Source organism: Pseudomonas rhodesiae (assembly GCF_007858255.1).
GTDB lineage: Bacteria > Pseudomonadota > Gammaproteobacteria > Pseudomonadales > Pseudomonadaceae > Aquipseudomonas > Aquipseudomonas rhodesiae.
Genome location: NZ_VFEU01000010.1, coordinates 99,450 through 123,831, shown reverse-complemented (window position 1 = coordinate 123,831; position 24,382 = coordinate 99,450). Strand labels below are relative to the sequence as shown.

Genomic DNA, 24,382 nt, shown 5'->3' with positions numbered 1-24,382 from the left:
TTGCCCCCGTGCAGGGGTTCAATTACAGCATCTATGTCACTGGCCTGCTGCCATCGGGGGCAAGTCCCCTCCTACAATGGGGACGTATTTCAGGCTGAAATCGAGGTGGGTTGATTGGCCTTGTTCCAGCAGCTTCAGGCCCGGCCTGCCCGGCAGGTGATGGGCATTCACCGGATGGCTCACCGGCTCTATGCAAAAGAATCCCAGCCCCGGTGGGCAGTACAGCAGGAAGTAATCGGCCCCCCTGGCCTGGCCTTCCAATACATAGCCCAGCTCCGGCTGTTCGATCCGGCAAGCCCCGTCCCACTGGCAAAAACCGTTGTCCACCAGACGCTCGGGCAGCTCATTGAGCTGCCGGAAATCCCAGTCCGCCGGTATCGATGCCAACCCCGTCGGCAGCTTGGACGCATCACTCAGCCACACCTGCGCGGCCCTGGCCTGCAACCGCGTGCCTGGTCGGCGCGGAAAATAGGGATGTAAGCCCAAGCCGTGCCATGCCGGCTCCTCGGCCAAATGGGTGACGCGCAACGCAAGACTCAGCGTGCCCTCATGCAAGCGCACGCGCTGCTCGGCGCGATAAGCGAAGGGCGTGTCGCACTCCACCGCCAGCAGCACCTCATCCGCTGCCTGGCTCACCACCTGCCACGCCTGCTGCCAGGCAGAGCCGTGGATCGGCAGCGGGTCGGTCAGGCTGTTGGGCTTGAGCGCCAGCCAACCCAGGGGATTGTCGAAGCCGCCGTGAGCAATGCGATTGGACCACGGCGCCAACGGATAGCAGCCCAGCTTGCCCGGCAGGCCGGTCGCAATGGCCTGCTCGTCGTTATGACGCAACAACGGCTGGCCGGTGGCGCGCACGCGCCAATTGACGAGGCTGCCGCCCACCGCCGGATTCAAGCTGAGGTGGGTCAGCGCATCTTCAAGCTCAATCATCACAGCACCACGCTCGGCAGCCACAGCGACAGCGCCGGGATGTAGGTCACGGCCATCAGGATCAGAAACAGCACGGCATAGAAGGGCACCAGCGCTTTTACGGTTTTTTCGATGCTCACCTTGCCCACCGCTGCCCCCACGAACAGCACCGCGCCCACCGGCGGCGTAATCAGGCCAATGCCGAGGTTGACCAGCATAATCATGCCGAAGTGCACCGGGTCGACACCGATGCCGAGCACCACCGGCAGCAGGATCGGCGTGAGGATCAGGATCAGCGGCGCCATGTCCATCACCGTGCCGAGCAACAGCAGCATGATGTTGATGCACATCAGGATCACATAGCGGTTGTCCGACAGGGTCAGGAACAGCGTGGTGATCTTCGCCGGGATCTGCATCAGGGTCATGATGTAGCCGAAGCTGGCGGCAAACGCGATCAGGATCATCACGATGGAAATGGTGCGCACCGTGCGGTGCATCAGCTTGGGCAGCTCGCTCCATTTGTAGTCGCGGTAGATGAACATGGTGACGAAGAATGCCCACAGCACCGCAATCGCGGCCGACTCGGTGGCGGTGAAGATGCCCGAGAGGATACCGCCCAGGATGATCACCATGGCCATCAGGCCCCAGAGCGCGTCGGCGGCGATTTTCAGCGCCTGCTTGAGGGGGATGACTTCGCCCTTGGGGTAGTCGCGCTTCTTGGCGAAGATCAGGCACAGCACCATCAGACACGCGCTCATCAGCAGGCCGGGGACCACGCCGGCCATGAACAATGAGGCGATCGACACCGTGCCGCCGGCCGCCAGGGAGTAGAGCACCGAGTTGTGGCTGGGCGGGGTCAGCAGCGCCTGCACCGAGCCGCTGACGGTAACGGCGGTGGCGAACTCGCGGGGGTAGCCGCGACGTTCCATTTCGGGGATCAGCACCGAGCCCACCGAGGCGGTGTCGGCCACCGACGAACCGGAGATGGCGCCGAAGAAGGTCGAGGCCATGATGTTCACCAGCGACAGGCCGCCGCGCACGAAGCCCACCAGTACCCCGGCGAACGCCACCAGCCGCCGCGACATGCCGCCCTCGGCCATGATTGCCCCGGCGAGCACGAAGAACGGGATCGCCATCAGTGAAAATTTGTTCACGCCGCCGGCCACCTGAATCATCAGGGCCTGGAACGGAATGTCGATCCACCACGCGCCGATCAACGCTGACAGCCCCAGGGCGTAGGCCACCGGCATGCCGATCAGGATCAAGGCGATAAAGGTGCCCAACAGAATCAATGCGTCCATATCAGGCAGCTCCTTCGCTTTCTTCCACCAGGTCGAAGCGCACCACGCGCCGGTTGCTCTGGTCACCGAGCAGGAGTTTTTCCACTACGAATATCAGCGTGAGCAGCCCGCCGATGGGGATCGGCATATAGGTGATCCCCACGCGCAGGGTGGGGATGGCGCTCATGAATTGGTTCCAGGTCGACACGCACAGCTTGGCGCCCCAGACCGTCATAAACAGGCAAATGCTGCCCATCAGCAGTTGCGTGAAAATACCGACGAGGCGGCGTTGGGCGGGAGGCAGGCGGTCGGTGATCATCGCCACCGACATATGGGCGCCGGCGCGGTAGCTGGCGGCGGCGCCGATGAAGGTGAACACCAGCATCAGCAGAATGGCGGTGGGCTCCGGCCAGCTGGAGCCGGTGCCGAGGACGTAGCGGGCAAAGATGCCCCAGGGAATGATCAGCGCGACCCCGAGTACCGCGAGGCCGGCGACCCAGATGCAGGTCATGTAAATGCGGTCGTTGATGCGCAGCAGTAAATTCTTCATGGCGTTCACCGTAACCGGACGCGTCGATGTCGACCGCGCCGGGCCTTGTCAGGGAAGGGGAGGGTTACTGAACGGCGTCGATGCGCTTGATGATGTCGGCGTAGGCCGCGCCGTATTTCGCGCGAATCGGCGCGGTGGCGTCATAGAAGGGTTTTTTGTCGACGGTGATGAATTCCACGCCGGCGGCCTTGAGCTTTTCCTCGCTGCTGGCGGACTTTTTGTCCCACAGCACACGCTCATCGGCCTGGGCGGCCTTGGCGGCATTTTTCACCATCGCCTGTTGCTCAGGGCTGAGCTTGTTCCAGGTGATTTTCGACATCACGATGGGCTCGGGCAGGATCAGGTGCTCGGTGAGGGTGTAGTACTTGGCGTTCTGGAAGTGGTTGTGTTCCAGCATTGTCGGCGGGTTGTTTTCCGCGCCGTCGATCACCCCGGTCTGCAGGGCACTGAAGATCTCGCCGGTGTCCATGGCGATGCCGTTGGCGCCCATGGCATTGAAAGAATCGATGAACAGCGGGTTGCCCTGCACGCGGATCTTCATGCCCTTGAGGTCTTCGATCTTGCGCACCGGTTTCTTGGTGTAGAGGTTGCGCGTGCCGCCGTCCATCCAGGCCAGGGCCACCAGGCCGAACTCGGAGTCGGTGATCTTGGCGAGGATCTCATCGCCGATCTCGCCATCGATGACCTTGCGCATATGCGCCTGGTCGCGGAACACGAATGGCAGGTTGAACACGTTCACGTCCGGCACCACCGGGCCGACGATGCCGAGGCTGACGCGGGTCATCTGCACGGCGCCGACCTGGGCCTGTTCGACCACTTCTTTTTCCGAACCCAGCACGCCGCCGGGGAAGTACTTGAAGGTCAGTTCACCGTTGCTTTGCTGGGTCAGGGCCTTACCCATGTTTTGTTCGGCGACCACGGTGGGGTAGCCGGCGGGGTGAACGTCGGCGAACTTGATTTCCAGCGCCTGGGCGGCGCTGCTGAGAAGAACGCTGAGGGGAAGTGCAGCGGCCAGCAAGGTGCGTTTGAAGTCCATGGGGGTCACTCCTGTCTTGTTATTGTTGTATTCAAGGCACAGCGATGCAGCTAGAGGGCGAAGGTGGGCTCCGGCAATCCGGTGACGCCGGGGTTGAGGGCGAACACGCCGCCGGCGAGCGACTGGGGGCCCTGGTCATCCCGGATCGAGGTGACGAACAAGGTGTCCAGGCGGCTGCCGCCAAAGGCGCACATGGTGGGTTTTTTCACCGGCACGCTCAGGGAGCGGTCCAGGCGACCTGCGGGGGTGAAACGGTGGATCAGACCGGCGTCGTTGGCGCAGATCCAGTAGCAGCCATCGGCATCCACCGCTGCGCCATCCGGACGGCCGAGGTGGTTGTGCATGTCCACAAATACTCGGCGGTTGGACGGCGTGCCGCTGTCGACGTCGTAGTCAAAGGCCCAGATCTGTTGCACCAATGGGTGCGAATCCGAGACGTACATCGTGCGCCCGTCCGGGCTGAACGCCAGGCCGTTAAGGGTGATGAAACCGTCCAGTTGGGCATGGGGCGCGCCGTCACCGGCGTAGCGGTAAAGGATGCCTGCGGCGGCGTTCGCACCCATGTCGAGCACCATGCTGCCGGCCCAGAAACGCCCTTGTCGATCGCAGCGGCCGTCGTTCATGCGCATGTCCGGGCGTGGGTGCTCGACGCCAGCCAGCAGTTGGGTATCTAGATGCCCACCGGCTCGGGGGGTGAGTTGGAAAAAACCGCTCTCCATACCCGCGACCCAACCGCCGGTTTCGGTGCGCGCAATGCAGGCCAGCATGGTGTCGGCATTCCAGCGCTGCACTTCACCGCTCTGGGCGCTCCAGCGTTGCAGGCCGCCGTAGGGGATATCGACCCAGTACAGCGCGTTTTCCTGCGGCACCCATACCGGGCATTCGCCCACGGCATTGCGGGCGTCGACGATTAATTCAGCAGTCATGGCCACTCATTCCCTTGGATTGGTAAACGCTCAGTCGCCAAACGGCCCAGCCGCGCAGAATGCGCCGCCCTGGTAGACCTTGGCCGGGTCGTTGTCGGCCACCGGCGGCTGGGCTTCGACCTGGGCGCGGAACACTTCGGAGTTGTCCTTGGGCACGAAGCCCAAGTGCGCGGCGTAGCGGTTGTCCCACCAGGTGTCGAGGTTGTCCGACATACCGTAGACCACGGTGTGGCCGACGTTGGGCGTGTACAGGGCGCGTTCGAGCAATTGGGTCAGGTCATCGAAGCTCAGCCAGGTGTGCATCATCCGGCGGTTCTGCGGCTCGGGGAACGAGGAGCCGATGCGGATGCTGACGGTTTCGATGCCGTAGCGATCAAAGTAAAAACTCGCCATGTCTTCGCCGTAGGACTTGGACAGGCCGTAGTAGCTGTCCGGGCGGCGCGGGGAGTGGGCGTCGATTTTTTCGTCTTGCTTGTAGAAACCGATCACATGGTTGGAGCTGGCGAAGATCACCCGTTTGACGCCATGGCGACGAGCGGCTTCGTAGATATGAAAAACCCCGCAGATATTCGCGCCGAGGACCTCCTCGAACGGACGCTCCACCGACACGCCGCCAAAATGCAGAATCGCGTCGACGCCTTCAACCAGGTGATGCACGGCCTGTTTGTCGGAAAGGTCGCAGGGCTGCACTTCTTCTTGGGCGTTGGCGGCGGGGGCCATTTCGGCGATGTCCGACAGGCGCAGCACCTGAGCGTAGGGGCGAAGGCGTTCGCGCAGGACTTTGCCCAGGCCGCCGGCGGCACCGGTAAGCAGCAAACGATGGAAGGGAGCTGGGGTGGTGGTGGTGGTCATGGGCATTCCAGATTTTTGTTGTAAGTTGTCGTATGACTATGTCGAAGTATTGTTAGGGAGTCCCTGGTTGTCAACGTCGATTCGGCTCGCCCCGATAGCGGTGGGTCAGCAAAGGCAGTATCGGCTGACCCGCGTCATCGGGGGCAAGTCCCCTCCCACATGGGGTGGGCGTTAGTGTTCAGGCTCGGCAACCTTTAGAGCAACGAGATCGGGTAGCTGATGAATATCCGGTTCTCATCGAACTCGTTGGTGCTGAAATCCCGACGCATCGTGGAGTTGCGCCATTTCACGTTGAGGTTCTTCAGTGCGCCGCTCTGCACGGTGTAGGCCAGTTCCGATTCGCGGCCCCATTCCTTGCCGTCAGTGATCGTTCCTGTGTGCACATTGCTGCCGCTGATATAGCGGTTCATCAAGGTCAGGCCGGGTACGCCGAGTACCGCGAAGTTGAAGTCGTGACGCAGTTGCCAGGATTTTTCCTTGGCGTTGTCATAGCTGGAGTTGTAGCTGTCGTTGGCCAGGGTGCCGCCGCTGGTGCCGTTGACGCGCATCCACACGCTGTCACCGCTGAGTTTCTGCAGGCCCACGTAGAACGTGTTGCCGCCGTACTTGGCCGAGAGCAGGGCAAACGCGGTTTTGTTATCCAGGTCGCCGGCCAGGGCGCTGCCGTCCTCCTTGCCGTTGAAAAAACCGAGGTTGGCGCCCAGGGTCCAGTCGCCCAGCGGTTGGCTGTGGATGAGGTTGACGTATTGCTGTTGGTAGATATCGCTCAGTTCGGCGTACCACAGGCCGACTTGGGTGCGTTTGTCGTTAAAGGTGTATTCGCCGCCGCCGAAGTTGAAGCGGTCCGACTTGAACGCGGTTTTGCCGTTCATGAACATGTCTTCCATGCTCGCGTCGTTGCGTGGGCTGTTGCCGCGAAATTGCCCGCCGTAGAGGGTCAGGCCGGCGATTTCATTGGAGGTGACCTGGCCACCGCGGAAGGTTTGCGGCAGTGAGCGACCATCGTCGGAGCGCAGGATCGGCAGCACCGGCATCCATTCGCCGACTTTCAGTTCGGTCTTCGACAGTTTGGTTTTCAGCGCTACGCCCAAGCGCCCGAAGTTGTCGGCGGGGCGACCGTCGTCGTGGATCGGCAGCAACTGGGTGCCGCCGGTGCCTTTGCCGCCGTCGAGCTTCTGCGAATACAGGCCCAGTACGTCAATTCCGAAGCCGAGAGTGCCTTGGGTGTAACCGGACTTGGCGTCGAGAATGAAGCTCTGCGTCCACTCTTCAGCCTTGCCCTGGGCATTGCCTGGGTTAGTGAAGTTGCGGTTGAAATAAGCGTTGCGCAGGTTGAGCGTGGCCTTGGCGTCGTCGACAAAGCCATCGGCATGCGCGGCGAAGGGTAGGGTGATGCTCAGGCTGCCGAGGCCGACAAGGCCCAGGCGTACGCAACAATTGCGGGCGAATTGACTCACAGTGACGCTCCCTTTCTTTTGTTGTTTTTATTATTTGTCATACGTCGTCGTACAACATTGGGGCGAATATTTGCGGGGTTTTCTTGGAGTGTCAAGCAGAAGTTATACGATGACCAAGGTGCGCAAGGTCAATGTGGAAGGGGGCGGCACGGGTATCAGTGAAAACATCCCTTGAGACTCCTTGTGGTGAGCGGGTTTGTTCTGGTGAGCCTGCTCAGCACAGAGTTATGTGTCAGCCTCTAAGACCTGTGTAGAAACCTATGGCTATCGCAGGCAAGTCGAATCGTCGCACCGCCCCTCCCGCATTTCAGCCAGCCAGGACCATCGGCGGTAAGGTGCCCAGCACCGAAACGGCCCCTACGGCACAAACACCGAGCAGCCACTCCAGCATCACGCTGCCTTTCAAGCTGCCCAGCTGCTGGTCGCCACTACCCAGGCGCAGCCGGTTCAACAATGCCAAGCACAACATACCCAGCACCAGCATCACCTTGATCAATAGAATCAGCGCAAACCCACTGAACAATGGCGTTGGCCACAGTTGCCCGGTGAGCACACGCACGTTGATCAACCCGCTCACCAGCAAACCGGCGACCAGCCCATAGCCGACGCCGCTGAAACGCCTGAGGATCGGCTCCAGCCGGTGACGCTGCGCTTGCCTGAGGATCAGCACCAGCAACAGCAACCCACCCAGCCAGGCGCCGACGCACAACAGATGCACCACTTGGTTGAGGATCAGCAGGCGCCCGCTCAGGCCGTCCAGCATGGCGCCATGGCCCACCGGGGCCAGGGTGGCCAGCAATAGCGCGAGCAGCGGCAGGCGTAGCGCCGGCCAGGGCTTGATCAGGGCGATCACCAGCAGCAGGTTAAGCAGCAGATGCCAGACCCACACCTGGCCGAAGAACGTCTTGCCCAGCACCAGGCCCACGGTACCGGGCTGCAGTGCGGCGTCCCAACTGCCGGCCATGCTTGCGGTAATCAGCAGCAACCAAGCCACGCCGGATACCAGCGCCGTCCAGGCCAGCCCACGGGTGAGGCGCAGCAACGTGCGTTCCAAGGCCGGCTGCGTGTCTTTGCCCAGCAGCCAGGGCCTGAAGGCACAAGCGCCGAACATCAGCAACACCACCATAAAATGCACGAACCGGCACAGCACCAGCAGGGTGGCCATGGGTTATTGGCCGACCTTGAAGCGATAAGTGCCTTCGCTTTTGTGGGTGTCGACGGAGACGGCATGCCACTCGACGGTGTAAGTGCCGGCCGCCAGCGGCGCGGCCGGTGTGACCACCAGGATTTTTTTATTGGCGTCCGGAGTTTCCAAGCCTTTGATGGCGACTTCAGTACCGTCCTTGCTCAGCGAAACCTTGCTGAAAGTGGCCTCGACGCCTTCGCTGAACGTCAGCCGCAGGTCTTTGGGGGCGGTGACGGTGCTGTCCTCTGCCGGGCTGGCGCTTTTCAGGTGGGCGTGGGCAAATGCTGCCGAAGCCCCCAGCAGGGAAGCGAGCAGGGCGACAGCAGTCAGGGCTTTCTTGATCAACATGGTGCAATACCCAATCAAAGAGAGAAGCGCGCAGTGTACGAAGTTTCGAATGCGCCTGTCGCCGCGATCTAGAGCCGATGGTAGTCTTTAGGCCATGTTGTTGTCAGGGAGCCCTTATGGGCAATCACAAGAGTGGCATTCGCCGGGCAAACGTCGAAAAGATCCTGCTGGCGGCGGAGAAAATCTTCGCCGAGAAGGGCTATGGCAGCACCGCCATGGCCGACATCGCCGAAGAAGCGCAACTGCCGCGCTCCAACCTGCATTACTACTTCACCACTAAAAGCGAGCTGTACAGCGCCGTGCTGTTCGACCTGCTGGACGTGTGGAAACAGGACGCCCTGAGCTTTGAAACCTTTGACGACCCACGGGTGGTGCTAAGCAGCTACATCCGCGCCAAGATGCAGCGCTCGCGTACACGGCCGTACGGCTCGAAAGTCTGGGCCAACGAAATTATCCACGGCGCGCCGACCCTGGGTGAGGCGCTGGACGAAAGCCTGTACGACTGGGCCAAGATGAAAGAGGCGAAAATTCGCCAGTGGGTGGAAGACAAACGCATTTTGCCGGTGGAACCGTCGAGCCTGCTGTACATGATCTGGGCTTCGACCCAGCACTACGCCGACTTCGATCACCAAGTGACGATTCTGAATGATCACCAGCCGTTGTCGGACAGGCAATTCGAGAAGGCGATTCAGACGGTGACCAGTGTGATATTGCGGGGGATTGGGTTGGAGCCTTGAGTATCGTGGTGGGGCTTGGGGCCTAATCGGGGGTAGCCCCCTCCCACACTTGACCGCATTCATTCAGACAAACTCGGTCGAATGTGGGAGGGGTCTTGCCCCCGATGAGGCCAGAAGGGCTACACCGCCTCCCTGTACGGATTCCTCGGATCCTGCGTCCAATTCAAAAATGGCTTGCCCGTGTCGATGGGCACCATCTCAATGCAATCGGCCACCGGGCAGGTGATCTGGCACAGGTTGCAGCCCACGCACTCATCATCGATCACTTCGTATTTATGCGTGCCGTCCGCTTGTTTCAGGCTGGCGATGGCCTGGTGCGAGGTGTCTTCGCAAGCGATGTGGCAGCGCCCGCAGCCGATACACGCCGCTTGATCGATCTTGGCGATGACTTGGTAATTGATGTCCAGGTACTTCCAGTCCGTGGTATTGCCCACCGCGCGCCCGGAAAAATCCTGCAGGCTTGTGTAGCCTTGGCTGTCCATCCAGCGCGACAACCCGTCCTTCATCTCTTCGACGATGCGAAACCCATGCAGCATCGCCGCCGTGCACACCTGCACCGCGCCGCAGCCCAGGGCCACGAACTCGGCGGCGTCGCGCCAGGTGCCGATGCCGCCGATGCCGCAGATCGGCAAACCTTGGGTCTGCGGATCGCGGGCGATTTCGGCGACCATGTTCAGGGCGATCGGCTTGACCGCCGAGCCGCAGTACCCGCCGTGGGTACTCTGGGTGCCGACGGTCGGCAGGGCAACCATGTGCTCCAGGTCGACGCTGGTGATGGAGTTGATGGTGTTGATCAGCGACACCGCATCTGCCCCGCCGCGATACGCCGCCCGTGCCGCCACGCGGATGTCGGTGATGTTGGGCGTGAGCTTGACGATCACCGGCAACGAGCAATAGGTCTTGCACCAGCGCGTCACCTGTTCCACATATTCCGGCACCTGGCCCACCGCCGCGCCCATGCCGCGTTCGGGCATGCCATGGGGGCAACCGAAATTCAGCTCGATACCGTCGCAGCCGGTGGCTTCCACCAACGGCAGGATGTTTTTCCACGACGCTTCCACGCAAGGCACCATCAACGACACGATCAGCGCGCGGTCGGGCCAATCCTTTTTCACCTGGGTGATTTCCCGCAGGTTGATTTCCAGGGAGCGGTCGGTGATCAGCTCGATATTGTTGATGCCTAGCACTTCGCGGTTGGCGCCAAAGTGGGCCGAGTAGCGGGACGACACGTTGACTGCCGCCGGGTCCTCGCCCAGGGTTTTCCATACCACACCGCCCCAGCCCGCTTCGAACGCGCGGACCACGTTGTAGGCTTTGTCGGTGGGCGGCGCGGAGGCCAGCCAGAATGGGTTGGGGGCTTTGATACCGGCGAACACAATCGAGAGATCGGCCATTACGCAGCCTCCACATTCAGCATGAGTTGAGCGTGCATGGCCTCGGCGGCCAGCTTGCCATGTTGCACCGCCTGCACGGTGAGGTCCTGACCAAGGCTGACGCAGTCGCCGCCGGCATAGACCCCGGGAATACTGGTGCGCAGGTGCTCGTCGACGAAGATTCGCTCGCCCACCCGGTGCAGTTGTTGAGCCAACGGATCGTGTAGCGCGTCGCCGTCGAAGCCTTGGCCGATGGCTTTGAAGATTGCATCGGCGGCCAGCTCGAACGTCTCGCCGGTAGGTTGCAAGCGGCCGTCGTGCATCTGGGTGCGGGCAAAGCGCATCCCCCGCACACGGCCTTGGTCGTCCAGCAACACTTCTTCGGGCATGGCCCAGGTCAACAGGCGCACCTGGTTGGCCTTGGCGATGTCCTGCTCGTGGCCGGTGGCGCCCATGTCTGCCAGGCCACGGCGGTATACCAGGTTGACGTCGCGGGCGCCGAGGCGGGCCATTTGCACGGCCATGTCGATAGCGGTGTTGCCGGCGCCGAGCACGATGCAGCGGTCGGCCACGGGCAGTTGGGTGAGGTCTTGGGCCTGGCGCAATTCGCGGATGTAATCGGTGGCGGCGAGCAGGCCGGGGGCGTCCTCGTGGGGCAGGCCCAGTTGCTTGCTGGCGGCCAGGCCGAGGCCGAGGAATACCGCGTCGAACTGCTGGTGCAGTTCGCTCAGGGTCAGGTTGGCCCCCAGGCGCTGGCCATGGCGGATCTCGATGCCGCCGATTTGCAGGAGAAAATCCAGTTCCTTCTGGGCGAAGTCGTCCACCAGTTTGTACTTGGCGATCCCATATTCATTCAGGCCGCCGGCCTTTTCCCGCGCTTCGAAAATCACCACATCGTGCCCGTGCATGGCGCTGCGATGAGCACAGGCCAAACCGGCCGGCCCGGCGCCGACCACGGCGATGCGTTTACCGCTGGGCGCGGCGCGCTGGAAGGGGTGTTCGCTGAAGTGGGCGTTGTCCAGCGCATAGCGCTGCAATAGGCCGATCAGCACCGGCGCGCACTCTTCGGCGTTGTTACGGACACAGGCTTGCTGGCACAGGATCTCGGTGGGGCAGACCCGCGCGCAGCTACCGCCGAGGATGTTGGCCGAAAGGATCTTCTGCGCGGCGCCCTGCACATTATCGGTGTGGATATTACGGATGAACGACGGAATATCTATCTCGCTGGGGCACGCGTTCACGCACGGCGCGTCGTAGCAATACAGGCAGCGCGAGGCTTCCAGGTGGGCCTGGCGCGCATTGAGCGGCGGCGCCAGGTCGGTGAAATGGCTGGCGAGGGTCGCGCCATCCTCAACGGGATGGGGGAGATGGGTCAGGGTCTGGATCACGGTGGTGGCCTCACGGTTTTTTTTGGATTGCCTCTAAGTGGGCATTTTTTGTTGCTTGTACTGGCCTTATCGGGGGCAAGCCCCCTCCCACATTTTGATTGTGAATACATTCAAGTGTGGGAGGGGGCTTGTCCCCGATAAAGGTCTCAGCGCTTCACAGCAATTGGCCTGGAATGCTCAGCCCGCTTGCTCAACTGCTCGAACACCGCCGGATACGCCGGCCGCTCCACATAGCGCCCGGCACCGCGCTCGGCGCGCAGGTCGCCATCGGCCCAAACCAACTTGCCCTGGCTGATGGTGTGGCTCGGCACACCGCGCACGGTCTTGCCTTCGAAGATGTTGAAGTCGACCTGTTGGTGGTGAGTCTTGGCGGAAATGGTGCGCGTGCCCTGTGGGTCCCACAGCACCAGATCGGCGTCGGCGCCCACGCGGATCGCGCCTTTGCGGGGGTAGAGGTTGAAGATCTTCGCGGTGTTGGTGGAGGTCAGCGCAACAAACTCCTGCATGGACAGGCGCCCGGTATTGACCCCTTCATCCCACAGCAGCGCCATGCGGTCTTCGATCCCGGCGGTGCCGTTGGGGATTTTGCTGAAGTCGTCGCGCCCGGCGGCTTTTTGCTCGGCGCAGAAGCAGCAGTGGTCGGTGGCGGTGGTGTGCAGGTTGCCGGATTGCAGACCGTGCCAAAGCGCCTCTTGATGCCCGCGTGGACGGAACGGCGGGCTCATCACGTAGCCGGCGGCGGTCTGCCAGTCGGGGTGCTGGTAGACGCTGTCGTCCAGTAACAGATGGCCGGCAAGGACTTCGCCATAGACCGGCTGGCCCTTGCCACGGGCGTAGGTGATCTCATCCAGGGCTTCCCGGGTGGACACATGCACCAGGTACAACGGTGTGCCGATGGTTTCGGCGATACGGATCGCCCGGCTGGCCGCTTCGCCTTCCACCTGGGACGGCCTAGACAGCGGGTGCGCTTCCGGCCCGGTGATGCCCTGGGCCATCAGTTTGCGTTGCAGGTGATACACCAGCTCGCCGTTCTCCGCATGCACGGTGGGGACCGCGCCCAGTTCCAGGCAGCGTTCGAAGCTGGCGACCAGGGTGTCGTCGGCTGCCATGATCGCGTTCTTGTAGGCCATGAAGTGCTTGAAGCTGTTGATGCCGTGGTGGCTGACCAGCTCGGCCATTTCCTCGCGCACCTGTTCGCTCCACCAGGTGATCGCGACATGGAAGCCGTAGTCGGCCGCCGATTTTTCCGCCCAGCCACGCCACTGGTGGAAGGCCTCCAGCAACGACTGCTGCGGGTTGGGAATCACGAAGTCAATGATCGACGTGGTGCCACCGGCCAAACCCGCCGCCGTGCCGCTGAAAAAATCTTCGCTGGCTACAGTGCCCATGAAGGGCAGTTGCATATGGGTGTGGGGGTCGATACCGCCGGGCATCAAGTATTGGCCGCTGCCGTCGAGCACTTCGGTGCCGGCGGGGACGTCCAAGTTAGAGCCAATGGCGCGAATTAGACCGCCTGCGCATAAAACATCGGCGCGGTAACTTTCATCATGGGTAATAACGGTGGCGCCACGGATCAACAGCGACATGTCGAGTTCCTCACAGGCTTGACCGGCTTGTGCCAGTTCTAAGTGTTGTAATGCTACGTGCCGAGGTCAGGTGTTATTCCTGACAGCGGTGACAGGAATAGAAACTAGCCCGAGTTTTTCGATTGGGCAAGGATATTTTTTATAAGCTTATTATGTTAATAAGATATTGATATTTAAGTAAAAAATATTGAAATCACCAAAATGTAGCGGGCGTTCACCATTTTGACGCACTTGACAGGTTTGCAAACTGAGCAACATTTCTTATTGCAAATCAGGCGCTTGAGATATGCCGCTTGACGGGAATGAAAAATGAAAATAATTGTGTTGCACCAGATTGAGTCCGGTTGGTTCGGGCAACTTGCGTAATACCGGGATGAATCCAGCAGCAAGTAACCGGGGCTCAATCGGAAAGTTGATAAACATCAGCACGTTATATAAACGGTGAGGGCGCAGCGGCGGTCAACGGCACGAATATTGAGTGCAGTGGCGGCTGGCCGGGCCTGTGATGTCATGTTGTTTACGAGGTACTCCGGCCATCTCCTGCGTTGCAGGGGGTGAGCAACAATAATTCGAAAAAACCGTGGAGCGGCCATGCAACAGAACAGATCGCAAGTCATTGAGCGCAACGGCCTGTACGAACTCGACGCCGGCCCCGACGTCCTCGACAGCCCTCGCTACAACCACGACATGGCACCGACCAAGGTGCATGAACGAACCTGGAACAAATGGCATATCACCGCGCTGTGGGTCGGCATGTCGATCTGCGTGCCGACGTACACCCTGGGTGGGGTGCTGACGGCGTATTTCGGCTTGTCGGTGGGCGAGGCGCTGATTGCGATCCTGCTGGCCAATATCGTGGTGTTGTTGCCGCTGACCCTCAACGCGTTTCCCGGCACTAAGTACGGCATTCCGTTTCCGGTGCTGCTGCGTTCCTCGTTCGGCATCCTCGGTTCCAACGTGCCGTGCCTGATTCGCGCGCTGGTGGCGTGCGGCTGGTTCGGCATCCAGACTATGTTCGGCGGCCTGGCGATTCACCTGTTCCTGGGCTCGATTTTCGAGGGCTGGAAGGCCCTGGGCGGCACCGGTGAAGTGATCGGGTTCATGATGTTCTGGACCTTGAATCTGTGGGTGGTGCTGCGCGGCGCCGAGTCGATCAAGCGCCTGGAAACCCTGTCGGCGCCGCTGCTGGTGGCGGTGGGCATTGGCTTGTTGGTGTGGGCGATGCCGAATGTGTCCATCAGCGAATTGATGGCGATCCCGCCCAAACGCCCCGAAGGCGCGAGCCTGACCGGTTATTTCATGGCCGGCCTGACTGCGATGGTGGGCTTTTGGGCCACCTTGTCGCTGAACATTCCCGACTTCAGCCGTTATGCCAAGAGCCAGAAGGACCAGATCCTCGGGCAGATTTTCGGCCTGCCGTTGACCATGTTCCTGTTCGCCGCCCTCGGCGTGATCATGACCGCCGCTTCGGTAAAACTGGTGGGGGTGAGTGTGTCTGATCCTGTCACGCTGATCGGCCATATCCAGAGCCCGGTGTGGGTGGCCATTGCCATGGCGCTGATCATCATCGCCACGCTGTCCACCAACACCGCGGCCAACATTGTTTCGCCCACCAACGACTTCCAGAACATCGCGCCCAAACTGATCAACCGCACCACCGCAGTGATCCTCACCGGCCTGGTGGGGCTGGCGCTGATGGCCCATGAACTGCTCAAGAAGCTCGGTTTGATCGTCTCGGATGTGAGCCTGGAGACCGTGTATTCCAACTGGCTGCTGGGCTATTCGAGCCTGCTGGGGCCGATCGCCGGGATCATGGTGGTGGACTATTTCATCACCCGCAAACAACAACTGGACCTGGCCGGCCTGTACCGCGATGACGTGTATCCAGCGTGGAACTGGAGCGGGTTTATCGCCTTTGGTGTGCCGGTGGTGCTGACCTTGCTGGCCTTGGGCAGCGATGCGTTCAGCTGGTTCTACAGCTATGGCTGGTTCACCGGCTCGGCGCTGGGCGGGCTGTTGTATTACGGCCTGAATGCCAAACGCGGGGCCAGCCCGGTGGTCGTCAAAGTCAATTCATAAGAAATACAGCCTGAGGAGATCCCCATGAACGCTGCCGTCGACGTTCTGCAATCGGCCCACCCGCATATCAACCGTGACCGCCTGTGGCAGTCGCTGATGGACCTGGCCAAACTGGGTGCCACGCCCAAGGGCGGCGTGTGTCGCCTGGCCCTTACCGACCTTGATCGCAAGGCCCGCGACCTGTTCGTGCAGTGGTGCGAAGAGGCCGGCTGTACGGTGAGCGTCGACGGCATCGGCAATATTTTTGCCCGTCGCCCAGGGCGCAACCCGGACCTGCCACCGGTGATGACCGGCAGCCATATCGACACCCAGCCTACCGGCGGCAAGTTCGATGGCTGCTTTGGTGTACTGGCCGGCGTGGAAGTGCTGCGTACTCTCAACGACCTCAAGATCGAAACCGAGGCGCCTCTGGAAGTGGTGGTGTGGACCAACGAGGAAGGCTCGCGCTTTCCGCCGTGCATGATGGGCTCCGGGGTGTTCGCCGAGAAATTCACCCTGGCCGATACCCTGGCCAAGGTTGACGCGGAGGGCGTCAGTGTGGGGGAGGCGTTGAACGCGATTGGCTACGCGGGAACACGTCCCGAGAGCGGGCATAAAGTCGGCGCGTATTTCGAGGCGCATATCGAACAAGGGCCGATTCTGGAGGATGAGAAAAAAACCATCGGCGTGGTACTCGGCGCCCTCGGGCAAAAGTGGTTTGACCTGAAACTGCGCGGCGTCGAAGCCCATGCCGGGCCGACACCGATGCACCTGCGCAAGGACGCCCTGGTCGGCGCCGCAGCGGTGGTGGCGGCGGTGAATGCGGCGGCGCTGGGGCATCAACCCCACGCCTGCGGCACCGTCGGTTGCCTGCAGGCTTATCCGGGGTCACGCAACGTCATCCCCGGTGAAGTGCGCATGACTCTGGACTTCCGGCACCTGGAACCGGCGCGTTTGGATTCGATGATTGCCCAGGTGCGCCAGGTGATCGAAGACACCTGCGCCAAACACGGGTTGAGTTTCGAGATGGAACCCACGGCTGACTTTCCGCCGTTGTACTTCGACAAAGGTTGCGTCGAGGCGGTGCGTAACGCGGCGAACGGCCTGGGCCTGTCGAATATGGACATCGTCAGCGGGGCAGGGCACGACGCAATTTTCGTCGCCGAACTGGGCCCGGCGGGGATGATCTTCGTCCCGTGTGAAGGCGGCATCAGCCACAACGAAATCGAGAACGCCGCGCCGGATGATTTGGCGGCGGGGTGTGCGGTGTTGTTGCGGGCCATGCTGGCCGCTTCAGCCGCCATCGCCAGCGGCAAACTCGCGGCTTGAAATGCGGGTAAAAAATGTGGGAGGGAGCAAGCCCCCACATTTGGACTGTGCATGACGTTAAACCCAGATGGCATCCCACAGTGGGTAGTCGCCAATCCGCTCGACCAGACCCGCTCGCAATGGATTAGCCACCACATACCGGGCCATTTTTACCAAGTCATCGTCCTTTCGCAGGGCCCTGTCATGAAAGCTCTCTTGCCAGAGCCGGCCCTTGCGACCACTCACGCCATTGACGGTCCTGGTGCTTTTTGACTTCACCTGGCACATCAAGTCCGCCAGCGAGCCTTTTTTCAGTTCAAGCAACCAATGGAAATGGTCCGGCATGATCACCCATGCCAGAGAGTTGGCCAGCCCTTGGTACTGGGCTAAGCGAAATTGCCAGACCACCAGGCGACCGAGGTGGAAATGGCTGAATATCGGTACGCGTTCGTGGGTATTGGTGGTGATGAGGTAGATGCGGCCCGGCTCGCTGAAGCGGCCGATGCGCAGGCGGTGTGAAGCGGGTAGATCTGCCATTCCTTGGCCTCTCTTTAGATGTGCTTTGAGAGGCTAGATTGGTGAGCAGGAGGTTGAGGGGCAGGCTTTTGGCAGGATGTGTCTGGAAGGCCGCCATCGGGGGCAAGCCCCCTCCCACATTGGTTCGGTGGCGCTTATACATCATGTGTCTAACACAGGATCAGTGTGGAGGGCGGCTTGAATCCGATATTTTATTAGCTGATTCACCACCATCGGGGGTAAGCCCCCTCCCACATTGGTTCGGTGGCGCTTATACATTATGTGTCTAACACAGGATCAGTGTGGAGGGCGGCTTGAACCCGGTATTTCAGTAGCTGATTCACCACCATCGGGGGCAAGCCCCCTGCCACATTGGTTCGGCGGCGCTTATACATTATGTGTCTGACACTGGATTAGTGTGGAGGGCGGCTTGAATCCGATATTTCAGTAGCTGATTCACCGCCATCGGGGGCAAGCCCCCTCCCACATTGGTTCGGTGGCGCTTATACATCATGTGTCTAACACAGGATCAGTGTGGAGGGCGGCTTGAATCCGATATTTTATTAGCTGATTCACCACCATCGGGGGCAAGCCCCCTGCCACATTGGTTCGGCGGCGCTTATACATTATGTGTCTGACACCGGATCAGTGTGGAGGGCGGCTTGAATCCGATATTTCAGTAGCTGATTCACCACCATCGGGGGCAAGCCCCCTCCCACATTGGTTCGGTGGCGCTTATACATTATGTGTCTAACACAGGATCAGTGTGGAGGGCGGCTTGAACCCGGTATTTCAGTAGCTGATTCACCACCATCGGGGGCAAGCCCCCTTCCACATGCGGTTCTGCGGTGTTCATACATCGTGTGTCTGGCGCGGGACCCATGTGGGAGGGGGCTTGCCCCCGATGGCTTTATTTCATTCACAGCATCATTAACTGACATCACCGAGCTGTGCTTGCCCCCGGTCAAGCTCCAGGCTGCCAACCGCCGCCCAGGGCGGTGATCAAGCCGACGCTCGCCTGCAACTGGCGCGTCTGCACTGCCTGCAATGTCCGCTGCGCCTGCAACGCCTCAGTTTGCGCGGTGACCACATCCAGGTAACTCACGGCGCCTGCCTGGTAGCTGTTCATCGCCAATGATTGCGTATGCTGCGCCGCGTCCGCCGCTGCCTGTTCATCCTGCGCTTGCTGCTGCAAGTCCCGCAGTTGCGCCAGGTTGTCTTCCACCTCGCGTACGGCCTTCAACACCTGGCTGCGATACTGCGCCGATGCCTCTTCGAACTCGGCCTTGGCCTGGCGTTCGTTGGCGCTCAAACGTCCACCGTCAAGGATCGGCAGGTTCACCAACGGCCCCAACGCCCAATACCGGTTGCCGGCCGAGAGCAGATTGCCAACGCCTTGGGTCTGCCCGCCGATCAAGCCGGTCAAGCTGAAATCCGGATACCACGCCGCCTTGGCCACGCCGATGTTGGCGTTGGCGGCAAACACCCGGCGCTCTGCTGCGGCGATATCCGGACGACGTTGCAACAGCTGGCTGGGCAGTTGCGAGGGGATTGCCGGCAGGGCAATCAGTTGCGCAGTGGGCGCTAGGGTGAAGTCACTGGCCGCTACACCGATCAATTCTGCGAGCGCATGTTCGATGAGGTTGCGTTGCCCGCGTACGTCATCAAGCTGAGCGCGGGCTTCGAACAGTTGATTCTGGGCGCGGGTCAGGTCCAACTCCGAGGCGATCTGACCTTCGTAGCGGCTGCGGGTCAGTTGCAAGGCTTGGCTGAAATCCTCCAGGGAGCTGTTGAGGATGCGCGCCTGGGCATCCAACCCATTGAGCTGTACGTACAAGATTGCCAACTGGCGTTGCAGGCTCAGGCGCGCCACTGCCAGATCGTCGCCGGACGCCTGGGCCTGGGCGTCACCGGTGGCGACCTGGTTGCGGATTCTGCCCCAGAGATCCAGGTCGTAACTCAATGAAAAACCCGCCGTGTTGCTGTTGTACACCGACGGTTGTGTAGTCCCCCGCAACGGCCGCGAATCCGACTGCCGCTGGCGCAACGGTTGCGCGCTGGCGTTGATCTGTGGGAACAGCCCCGCGTGCAGTTGGCTGGCATATGCCTGGGCCGCATCGAAGTGCGCGAGCGCCGCCGCCAGGTCCGGGTTGGCCTGGAGCAGTTGCTGTTGCAGGTGATCCAGCGTCGCGTCGTGGTAGAGCGTCCACCACTGCGCTGCCAGTTGGTCGTTGGGTTGTGCGCTATGCCACGGGCCTGTGCTGGTCTGTTCGCGGTAATGGGCCGGCAGCTCCAGCGCCGGCGTCGTATAGCCGGGCGCCATGGAGCAGCCTTGCAAGCCCAGCAGCACCAGCGCGGCGAGCGGTTTAAGCCTTGGGCGCATGTGCACCTCCGGCGGCGGCCAGTTGTACCGGGTCGCCTTCGCGCAGGGCGTCGGGCGGGTTGTCCACCACGCGGTCGGCAGCGTTGAGGCCCTGGTCGATCACCAGCCGATCGCCCAGGTCCAGGCCGATATGGATGCTTTGCAGGTGCACATGATTGTGCCCGTCCAGCATCGCCACCTGGGTGCCTTGGGCGCGGAAGATCAGGGCACTGGCGGGGATGCTCACGCCATGGGTGTCCGCCGGGATCGGCAGGGTGGCTTCGGCATAGTCGCCGGGCAGCAGTTCGCCGTTGGGGTTGTCCGCGACAAATTGCGCGAGCAGCGTACCGGAACGCCGATCGATGGCGGTGGAGTCGCCGATCAGCCGCGCCTTGAAGTGCATGCCGGGGTGCTCGGGTACGCTCAACTCGGCTTCCAGGCCCGGATGGATCACTGCGGCGTAGTTCTGCGGCACCGGTACATACAGGCGCAACTGGTGGGTGTCGGCAATGTTGAACAGCTCCGGATCGCTGTCGGTATCGGCCTTGATCAGCTGGCCGATATCGGTATTGCGTGCGGTGATGGTGCCGGCGAACGGCGCGCGCAGGGTCTTGTAGCTTTGCAGTGCCGACAACCGCGCAACGTCTGCAGCGGCGGCCTGGACGTTGGCCTTGGCCGCCGCCGCGTTGGAGGTTTTCTCATCGGCTTCCTGACGCGATACCGAATGGCTGGCCAAGAGGTTTTGCCAGCGCGTCGCGGTGGTCGCTGCCAGGTGTGCATTCGCCTGTTCCTGAACCAATCGCGCATGGGCCTGGGCCAGTTGTTGATCGAGGTCGGGGCTGTCGATTTCGGCCAGCACTTGCCCGGCCTTTACCTGGCTGCCGATGTCGACCTTCCAATCCTTCAGGTAACCGCTGACTCGTGCATGAATCGGTGCGGTGCTCCAGGCTTCCAGGTGCGCGGGCAGGCGCAGGGTGTCGCCGGCGGCATTGTGTTGCGGTTGGAATACGCTGACATGGGGGATGGCAGCGGCCTGTGTCCAGGCGCTGACCGACTGTGCGTGCAGCGTACGGGCGTGCAAGCCGTTGGCGACCAACAGGGCGGCCAGGGTCAGGCCGCCGACACCCAGGAGCATCAGGCGCTTGCGCGAGGGTTTTTGATCAGACGACATGGGGCGTTTCTCCAGCAGTGGCGCGAGTAGGGTGACGACCGTGGACCAGGCTGAAGACCACGGGTACAAACAACAGGGTGGCAGTGGTGGCGAGAATCAGGCCGCCGATCACGGCGCGGCCCAGGGGCGCGTTCTGCTCCTCGGACAGGGCCAGGGGCAGCATGCCGATGATCATCGCCAAGGCGGTCATGCACACCGGCCGGAAACGCGTGTAGCCAGCCTCCAGTGCGGCTTTCAAGGCATCGCCGTGTTCGGCCAGGCGTTCCCGGCAGAAACTCACCACCAGGATCGAGTTGGCGGTGGCTACGCCCATGCACAGGATCGCGCCGGTCAAGGCCGGCACCGACAATGAGGTGCCGCTGAGAAACAGCATCCACACGATCCCCGCCAAGGCCGCCGGCAGGGCGGTGATGATCACGAACGGGTCGACCCACGACTGGAAGTTGACCACGGTCAGCAGATAGATCAGCACCACCGCGCCGAGCAGGCCAAAACTCAGCCCACTGAAAGCTTCATGCAGCGCATCGATCTGCCCATGCAGGCTGATCGTTGCGCCTTTGGGGCGCATGGACGCGGTGTCGTCCAGCACCTTTTGCACGTCACGCGCCACGCCGCCGAGGTCGCGCCCTTGCACATTGGCGTACAGGTCGAGTGTCGGTTGGATGTTGTAGTGGGTCACCACCGCCGGGCTTTGCACGCGGGAGATGCTTGCCACGCCGCCGAGGATCTGCGACTGGCCGTTCGCGCCGGTGACCGGCAAGGCTTCCAGCGACGGCAGGCTGTCCAGCCGATATTGCGGGGTAGCGGCGACGATGGAATAGGACACACCGTTGGCCGGGTTGAGCCAGAACGTCGGCGCAATCTGCGAACTGCCGGCCAATGATGCGACCATGCTGTTGGTTACGTCGCGCTCGGTAATGCCCAGGCCGTTGGCGCGCAGGCGGTCGACATTCACCTGTAACGATGGGTAGCCGGTGGACTGTTGGATGCGCAGATCGGCGATGCCCGGAACGTGTTGCAGGCGGCGTTCCAGCTCCAGCGCGTAGGCGCGGTTTTCGGCGTCGTTGCGCCCGGAGATTTTTACGTCCAGGGGCGCCGGCGCGCCGAAGTTGAGGATCTGGCTGCTGATGTCCGCCGGCAGGAATGCGAAGTGGCTGCCGGGAAAGCTTTGCGGCAAGGCTTCACGCAGTTTTTTCACATAGTCGGCGGTGGGCGCGTGGTGTTTTTTCAGGGTGACTTGGATATCGCCATCCTGCGGCCCGATGGTGCCGCTGCTGCTATAGGCCATATCGATGCCGCTCAGCGGAATGCCGATATTGTCGACGACGGTGTCCAGTTCTTCGGCGGGAATGATTTCGCGAATCCGCGCTTCGATGCGGTCGAAGGCGGCGGCGCTTTCTTCGATGCGCGTACCCAGCGGCAGGCGCACGTGCAGGGCCAGCGCACCGGCATCGGTTGCCGGGAAAAAGTCCTGGCCCAGGCTGGGCAACAGCAGGAACGAGGCGAGTACACAGGCGAGAAAACCCACGATAAAGCGCTTGCGGTTGCCCAGGGCCAGTGTCAGCAAACCATGGTAGGTGTCGCGGATATTCGAGAAGTGGCGCTCGAAACCTTGTTGGAAATTCAGCACGGCCTGCAGCGCGACATTGCGTGGCTTCTGGTGCTGCTCGCCCTCATGGTGGTTGATGAATTCGTCTTCGGGATGGTGCCCTGCGCCCTGTTCCGGTGTGTGCGGTTTGAGCAGAAACATCGCCAGCGTCGGCACCAGGGTGCGCGACAGAATGAACGAACTGGCCATGGCAAAAATCACCGCCAGCGCCATCGGCCGGAACAGATAACCGGCGATGCCTTGCAGCAGAAACATCGGCACGAACACGATGCAGATGCACAGCAGCGAGACGAACGCCGGGCCGACGATTTGCGCGGCGCCATCAAGAATCGCAGCCTTCACCGCCTTGCCTTGTTCCAGGTGCCAATTGATGTTTTCGATGGTCACCGTGGCGTCGTCCACCAGGATCCCCACCGCCAACGCCAGCCCGCCTAAGGTCATGACGTTGAGGGTTTGCCCGGTAACCGCCAGCAGCGCAATGGCTGACAGCACGGCCAGGGGAATCGATACCGCAATGATCAGCGTGGAGCGCCAACTGCCGAGGAACAGCAGGATCATCGCGCTGGTCAGCAGTGCAGCAATGATGCCTTCCTGGGCGACGCTGCCCACCGATTGCTTGACGAACACCGAGGCGTCGCCCAGCAGCGAAGTCTTGAGTGACGGTGGCAGGGTTTCATCGATGCGCGGCAACATCTGGCGGATGCCGTCGATGATCGACAGGGTGGAGATACTGCCGTTTTTCAGCGCCGGCATCAGCACCGCACGATGGCCGTCGACGCGCACGATATTGGTCTGCGGCGGCGAACCGTCGCGCACATGGGCGACCTGGCCGATGGTAATCAGCGCACCGTCGACGGTCTTGATCGGCAGGTTGTTCAGCTCATCGATGGCCTTGGGGCTGTTATTGAGCAGGATTGTGTATTCGTCGGTGCCGAGTTTGGCGGTGCCTACCGGAATGATTTGATTCTGCAAGGCCAGCGCCGTGCCCACGTCCTGGGCCGACAAGCCCTTGGCAGCCAGCGCCTGCGGGTCGAGGTCGAGGGTGATCTGGCGTTGCTTGCCGCCCATCGGGGTCGGCATCGCCAGGCCGGGCAGGGCGCTGAGGGGCAGGCGGATATTGTTCTGCACCAGGTCGCGGATCTTGGCTTCCGACAGTGTCGGGCTGGAAAACGCCATTTGCAGGATGGGCACGGTGGAGGCGCTGTAGTTGAGGATCAGCGGCGGCGTGATGCCGGGCGGCATCTGCTTGAGCACGGTTTGTGATACCGCCGTGACCTGGGCGTTGGCGGTGCGGATATCCACGCCGGGCTGGAAGAAAATCTTGACGATGCCCATGCCGGGCAGCGATTGAGACTCGATGTGTTCGATGTCGTTGACGGTGGTGCTCAGGGAACGTTCGTAGGTGTAGATCACCCGACCGGCCATGGCATCCGGCGACAGACCGTTGTATTGCCAGACCACAGCCACTACGGGAATGCCGATATCCGGAAAAACATCGGTGGGTGTGCGCAGGGCCGCCATCGGCCCGATGATGCAAATGAATATGGCCAGCACGATAAACGTGTACGGCTTGTGCAGTGCGGTCTTTACCAGCCCGAGCATGCGTGGATCTCCAACAGAGCAAGGATTGCAAACCCCGGCAGTCTTGCCCGACCCACCTAACACGCACCTTTCAGCCAGGTGAAGGAACATTTAGGTAAGCGCTGAAGATCGTTTCATAGGCTTTCATT

19 protein-coding genes are annotated in these 24,382 nt (G+C 61.6%); 3 read left to right on the top strand and 16 right to left on the bottom strand.

The window, feature by feature from the left end; translation table 11 throughout:
• Positions 1–36 precede the first annotated feature (36 nt).
• From FIV35_RS16535 to copC, 9 genes are all read right to left on the bottom strand, one after another.
• Complete coding sequence (locus FIV35_RS16535) at positions 37–930, bottom strand: aldose 1-epimerase (protein WP_034138658.1); 894 nt, start codon at positions 928–930, stop codon at positions 37–39.
• Positions 930–2,210, bottom strand: coding sequence for a TRAP transporter large permease (locus FIV35_RS16530; RefSeq protein WP_034138657.1), 1,281 nt, complete (start codon positions 2,208–2,210; stop codon positions 930–932). The genes FIV35_RS16535 and FIV35_RS16530 overlap by 1 nt, the downstream gene beginning before the upstream one ends.
• Position 2,211: 1 nt before the next feature.
• Positions 2,212–2,739: a TRAP transporter small permease gene (locus tag FIV35_RS16525; protein ID WP_034138656.1), complete on the bottom strand. Its 528-nt coding sequence runs from the start codon at positions 2,737–2,739 to the stop codon at positions 2,212–2,214.
• A 64-nt stretch (positions 2,740–2,803) separates the two neighbouring features.
• The gene (locus FIV35_RS16520) at positions 2,804–3,775 is read right to left on the bottom strand and encodes a TRAP transporter substrate-binding protein (protein WP_034138655.1); all 972 of its coding nucleotides are present in this window, start codon (positions 3,773–3,775) and stop codon (positions 2,804–2,806) included.
• A 50-nt stretch (positions 3,776–3,825) separates the two neighbouring features.
• The gene (locus tag FIV35_RS16515; protein ID WP_034138654.1) at positions 3,826–4,701 is read right to left on the bottom strand and encodes an SMP-30/gluconolactonase/LRE family protein; all 876 of its coding nucleotides are present in this window, start codon (positions 4,699–4,701) and stop codon (positions 3,826–3,828) included.
• A 30-nt stretch (positions 4,702–4,731) separates the two neighbouring features.
• Positions 4,732–5,553 carry an NAD-dependent epimerase/dehydratase family protein gene (locus FIV35_RS16510; RefSeq protein WP_034138653.1) on the bottom strand — a complete coding sequence of 274 codons (822 nt, stop codon included), beginning with the start codon at positions 5,551–5,553 and terminating at the stop codon, positions 4,732–4,734.
• A 194-nt stretch (positions 5,554–5,747) separates the two neighbouring features.
• Positions 5,748–7,010, bottom strand: a complete 1,263-nt coding sequence (locus FIV35_RS16505; RefSeq protein WP_034138652.1) for an OprD family porin — start codon at positions 7,008–7,010, stop codon at positions 5,748–5,750.
• A 307-nt stretch (positions 7,011–7,317) separates the two neighbouring features.
• Positions 7,318–8,175 carry a copper homeostasis membrane protein CopD gene (copD, locus tag FIV35_RS16500; RefSeq protein ID WP_034138651.1) on the bottom strand — a complete coding sequence of 286 codons (858 nt, stop codon included), beginning with the start codon at positions 8,173–8,175 and terminating at the stop codon, positions 7,318–7,320.
• Between the two features lie 3 nt (positions 8,176–8,178).
• The gene (gene copC, locus FIV35_RS16495; protein ID WP_034098885.1) at positions 8,179–8,544 is read right to left on the bottom strand and encodes a copper homeostasis periplasmic binding protein CopC; all 366 of its coding nucleotides are present in this window, start codon (positions 8,542–8,544) and stop codon (positions 8,179–8,181) included.
• A 116-nt stretch (positions 8,545–8,660) separates the two neighbouring features.
• Between copC and FIV35_RS16490 the strand changes: the two genes are divergently transcribed.
• On the top strand, positions 8,661–9,281 hold the full coding sequence (locus tag FIV35_RS16490) for a TetR/AcrR family transcriptional regulator (protein ID WP_034138650.1): 621 nt from the start codon (positions 8,661–8,663) through the stop codon (positions 9,279–9,281).
• Positions 9,282–9,400: 119 nt separating this feature from the next.
• Here the strand turns inward: FIV35_RS16490 and preA are convergent, their stop codons facing one another.
• From preA to hydA, 3 genes are all read right to left on the bottom strand, one after another.
• Positions 9,401–10,675 carry an NAD-dependent dihydropyrimidine dehydrogenase subunit PreA gene (gene preA / locus FIV35_RS16485; protein WP_034098881.1) on the bottom strand — a complete coding sequence of 425 codons (1,275 nt, stop codon included), beginning with the start codon at positions 10,673–10,675 and terminating at the stop codon, positions 9,401–9,403.
• Positions 10,675–12,042, bottom strand: a complete 1,368-nt coding sequence (locus FIV35_RS16480; protein WP_034138649.1) for an NAD(P)-dependent oxidoreductase — start codon at positions 12,040–12,042, stop codon at positions 10,675–10,677. The genes preA and FIV35_RS16480 overlap by 1 nt, the downstream gene beginning before the upstream one ends.
• 146 nt (positions 12,043–12,188) lie before the next feature.
• Positions 12,189–13,628: a dihydropyrimidinase gene (hydA, locus tag FIV35_RS16475; protein ID WP_034098877.1), complete on the bottom strand. Its 1,440-nt coding sequence runs from the start codon at positions 13,626–13,628 to the stop codon at positions 12,189–12,191.
• A gap of 591 nt (positions 13,629–14,219) precedes the next feature.
• Between hydA and FIV35_RS16470 the strand changes: the two genes are divergently transcribed.
• Entirely contained in the window at positions 14,220–15,707 is a 1,488-nt protein-coding gene (locus tag FIV35_RS16470; protein ID WP_034138648.1) for an NCS1 family nucleobase:cation symporter-1, read from the top strand.
• A 24-nt stretch (positions 15,708–15,731) separates the two neighbouring features.
• Entirely contained in the window at positions 15,732–17,015 is a 1,284-nt protein-coding gene (locus FIV35_RS16465; protein WP_034138647.1) for a Zn-dependent hydrolase, read from the top strand.
• Between the two features lie 57 nt (positions 17,016–17,072).
• Here FIV35_RS16465 and FIV35_RS16460 read toward each other — a convergent pair whose 3' ends face one another.
• The 4 genes from FIV35_RS16460 to FIV35_RS16445 all read right to left on the bottom strand — a co-directional run bounded on the left by FIV35_RS16460 (position 17,073) and on the right by FIV35_RS16445 (position 24,254).
• Positions 17,073–17,531, bottom strand: coding sequence for an REP-associated tyrosine transposase (locus FIV35_RS16460; RefSeq protein ID WP_034115379.1), 459 nt, complete (start codon positions 17,529–17,531; stop codon positions 17,073–17,075).
• Between the two features lie 943 nt (positions 17,532–18,474).
• Positions 18,475–19,893 carry an efflux transporter outer membrane subunit gene (locus FIV35_RS16455; RefSeq protein ID WP_034138646.1) on the bottom strand — a complete coding sequence of 473 codons (1,419 nt, stop codon included), beginning with the start codon at positions 19,891–19,893 and terminating at the stop codon, positions 18,475–18,477.
• The gene (locus tag FIV35_RS16450) at positions 19,877–21,043 is read right to left on the bottom strand and encodes an efflux RND transporter periplasmic adaptor subunit (protein WP_034138645.1); all 1,167 of its coding nucleotides are present in this window, start codon (positions 21,041–21,043) and stop codon (positions 19,877–19,879) included. The genes FIV35_RS16455 and FIV35_RS16450 overlap by 17 nt, the downstream gene beginning before the upstream one ends.
• Positions 21,033–24,254: an efflux RND transporter permease subunit gene (locus FIV35_RS16445; RefSeq protein ID WP_083377854.1), complete on the bottom strand. Its 3,222-nt coding sequence runs from the start codon at positions 24,252–24,254 to the stop codon at positions 21,033–21,035. Before FIV35_RS16445 ends, FIV35_RS16450 begins: the two co-directional genes overlap by 11 nt.
• Positions 24,255–24,382: the final 128 nt, after the last annotated feature.

Excerpts from the sequence above, each read along its gene's own strand:
- FIV35_RS16490 (WP_034138650.1), top strand. The coding sequence starts at position 8,661 with ATGGGCAATCACAAGAGTGGCATTCGCCGGGCAAACGTCGAAAAGATC.
- FIV35_RS16445 (WP_083377854.1), bottom strand. The coding sequence starts at position 24,254 with ATGCTCGGGCTGGTAAAGACCGCACTGCACAAGCCGTACACGTTTATC.
- FIV35_RS16470 (WP_034138648.1), top strand. The coding sequence starts at position 14,220 with ATGCAACAGAACAGATCGCAAGTCATTGAGCGCAACGGCCTGTACGAA.
- hydA (WP_034098877.1), bottom strand. The coding sequence starts at position 13,628 with ATGTCGCTGTTGATCCGTGGCGCCACCGTTATTACCCATGATGAAAGT.
- FIV35_RS16525 (WP_034138656.1), bottom strand. The coding sequence starts at position 2,739 with ATGAAGAATTTACTGCTGCGCATCAACGACCGCATTTACATGACCTGC.
- FIV35_RS16530 (WP_034138657.1), bottom strand. The coding sequence starts at position 2,210 with ATGGACGCATTGATTCTGTTGGGCACCTTTATCGCCTTGATCCTGATC.
- FIV35_RS16510 (WP_034138653.1), bottom strand. The coding sequence starts at position 5,553 with ATGACCACCACCACCACCCCAGCTCCCTTCCATCGTTTGCTGCTTACC.
- preA (WP_034098881.1), bottom strand. The coding sequence starts at position 10,675 with ATGGCCGATCTCTCGATTGTGTTCGCCGGTATCAAAGCCCCCAACCCA.
- copC (WP_034098885.1), bottom strand. The coding sequence starts at position 8,544 with ATGTTGATCAAGAAAGCCCTGACTGCTGTCGCCCTGCTCGCTTCCCTG.
- copD (WP_034138651.1), bottom strand. The coding sequence starts at position 8,175 with ATGGCCACCCTGCTGGTGCTGTGCCGGTTCGTGCATTTTATGGTGGTG.
- FIV35_RS16515 (WP_034138654.1), bottom strand. The coding sequence starts at position 4,701 with ATGACTGCTGAATTAATCGTCGACGCCCGCAATGCCGTGGGCGAATGC.
- FIV35_RS16535 (WP_034138658.1), bottom strand. The coding sequence starts at position 930 with ATGATTGAGCTTGAAGATGCGCTGACCCACCTCAGCTTGAATCCGGCG.
- FIV35_RS16520 (WP_034138655.1), bottom strand. The coding sequence starts at position 3,775 with ATGGACTTCAAACGCACCTTGCTGGCCGCTGCACTTCCCCTCAGCGTT.
- FIV35_RS16455 (WP_034138646.1), bottom strand. The coding sequence starts at position 19,893 with ATGCGCCCAAGGCTTAAACCGCTCGCCGCGCTGGTGCTGCTGGGCTTG.
- FIV35_RS16450 (WP_034138645.1), bottom strand. The coding sequence starts at position 21,043 with ATGTCGTCTGATCAAAAACCCTCGCGCAAGCGCCTGATGCTCCTGGGT.
- FIV35_RS16465 (WP_034138647.1), top strand. The coding sequence starts at position 15,732 with ATGAACGCTGCCGTCGACGTTCTGCAATCGGCCCACCCGCATATCAAC.
- FIV35_RS16460 (WP_034115379.1), bottom strand. The coding sequence starts at position 17,531 with ATGGCAGATCTACCCGCTTCACACCGCCTGCGCATCGGCCGCTTCAGC.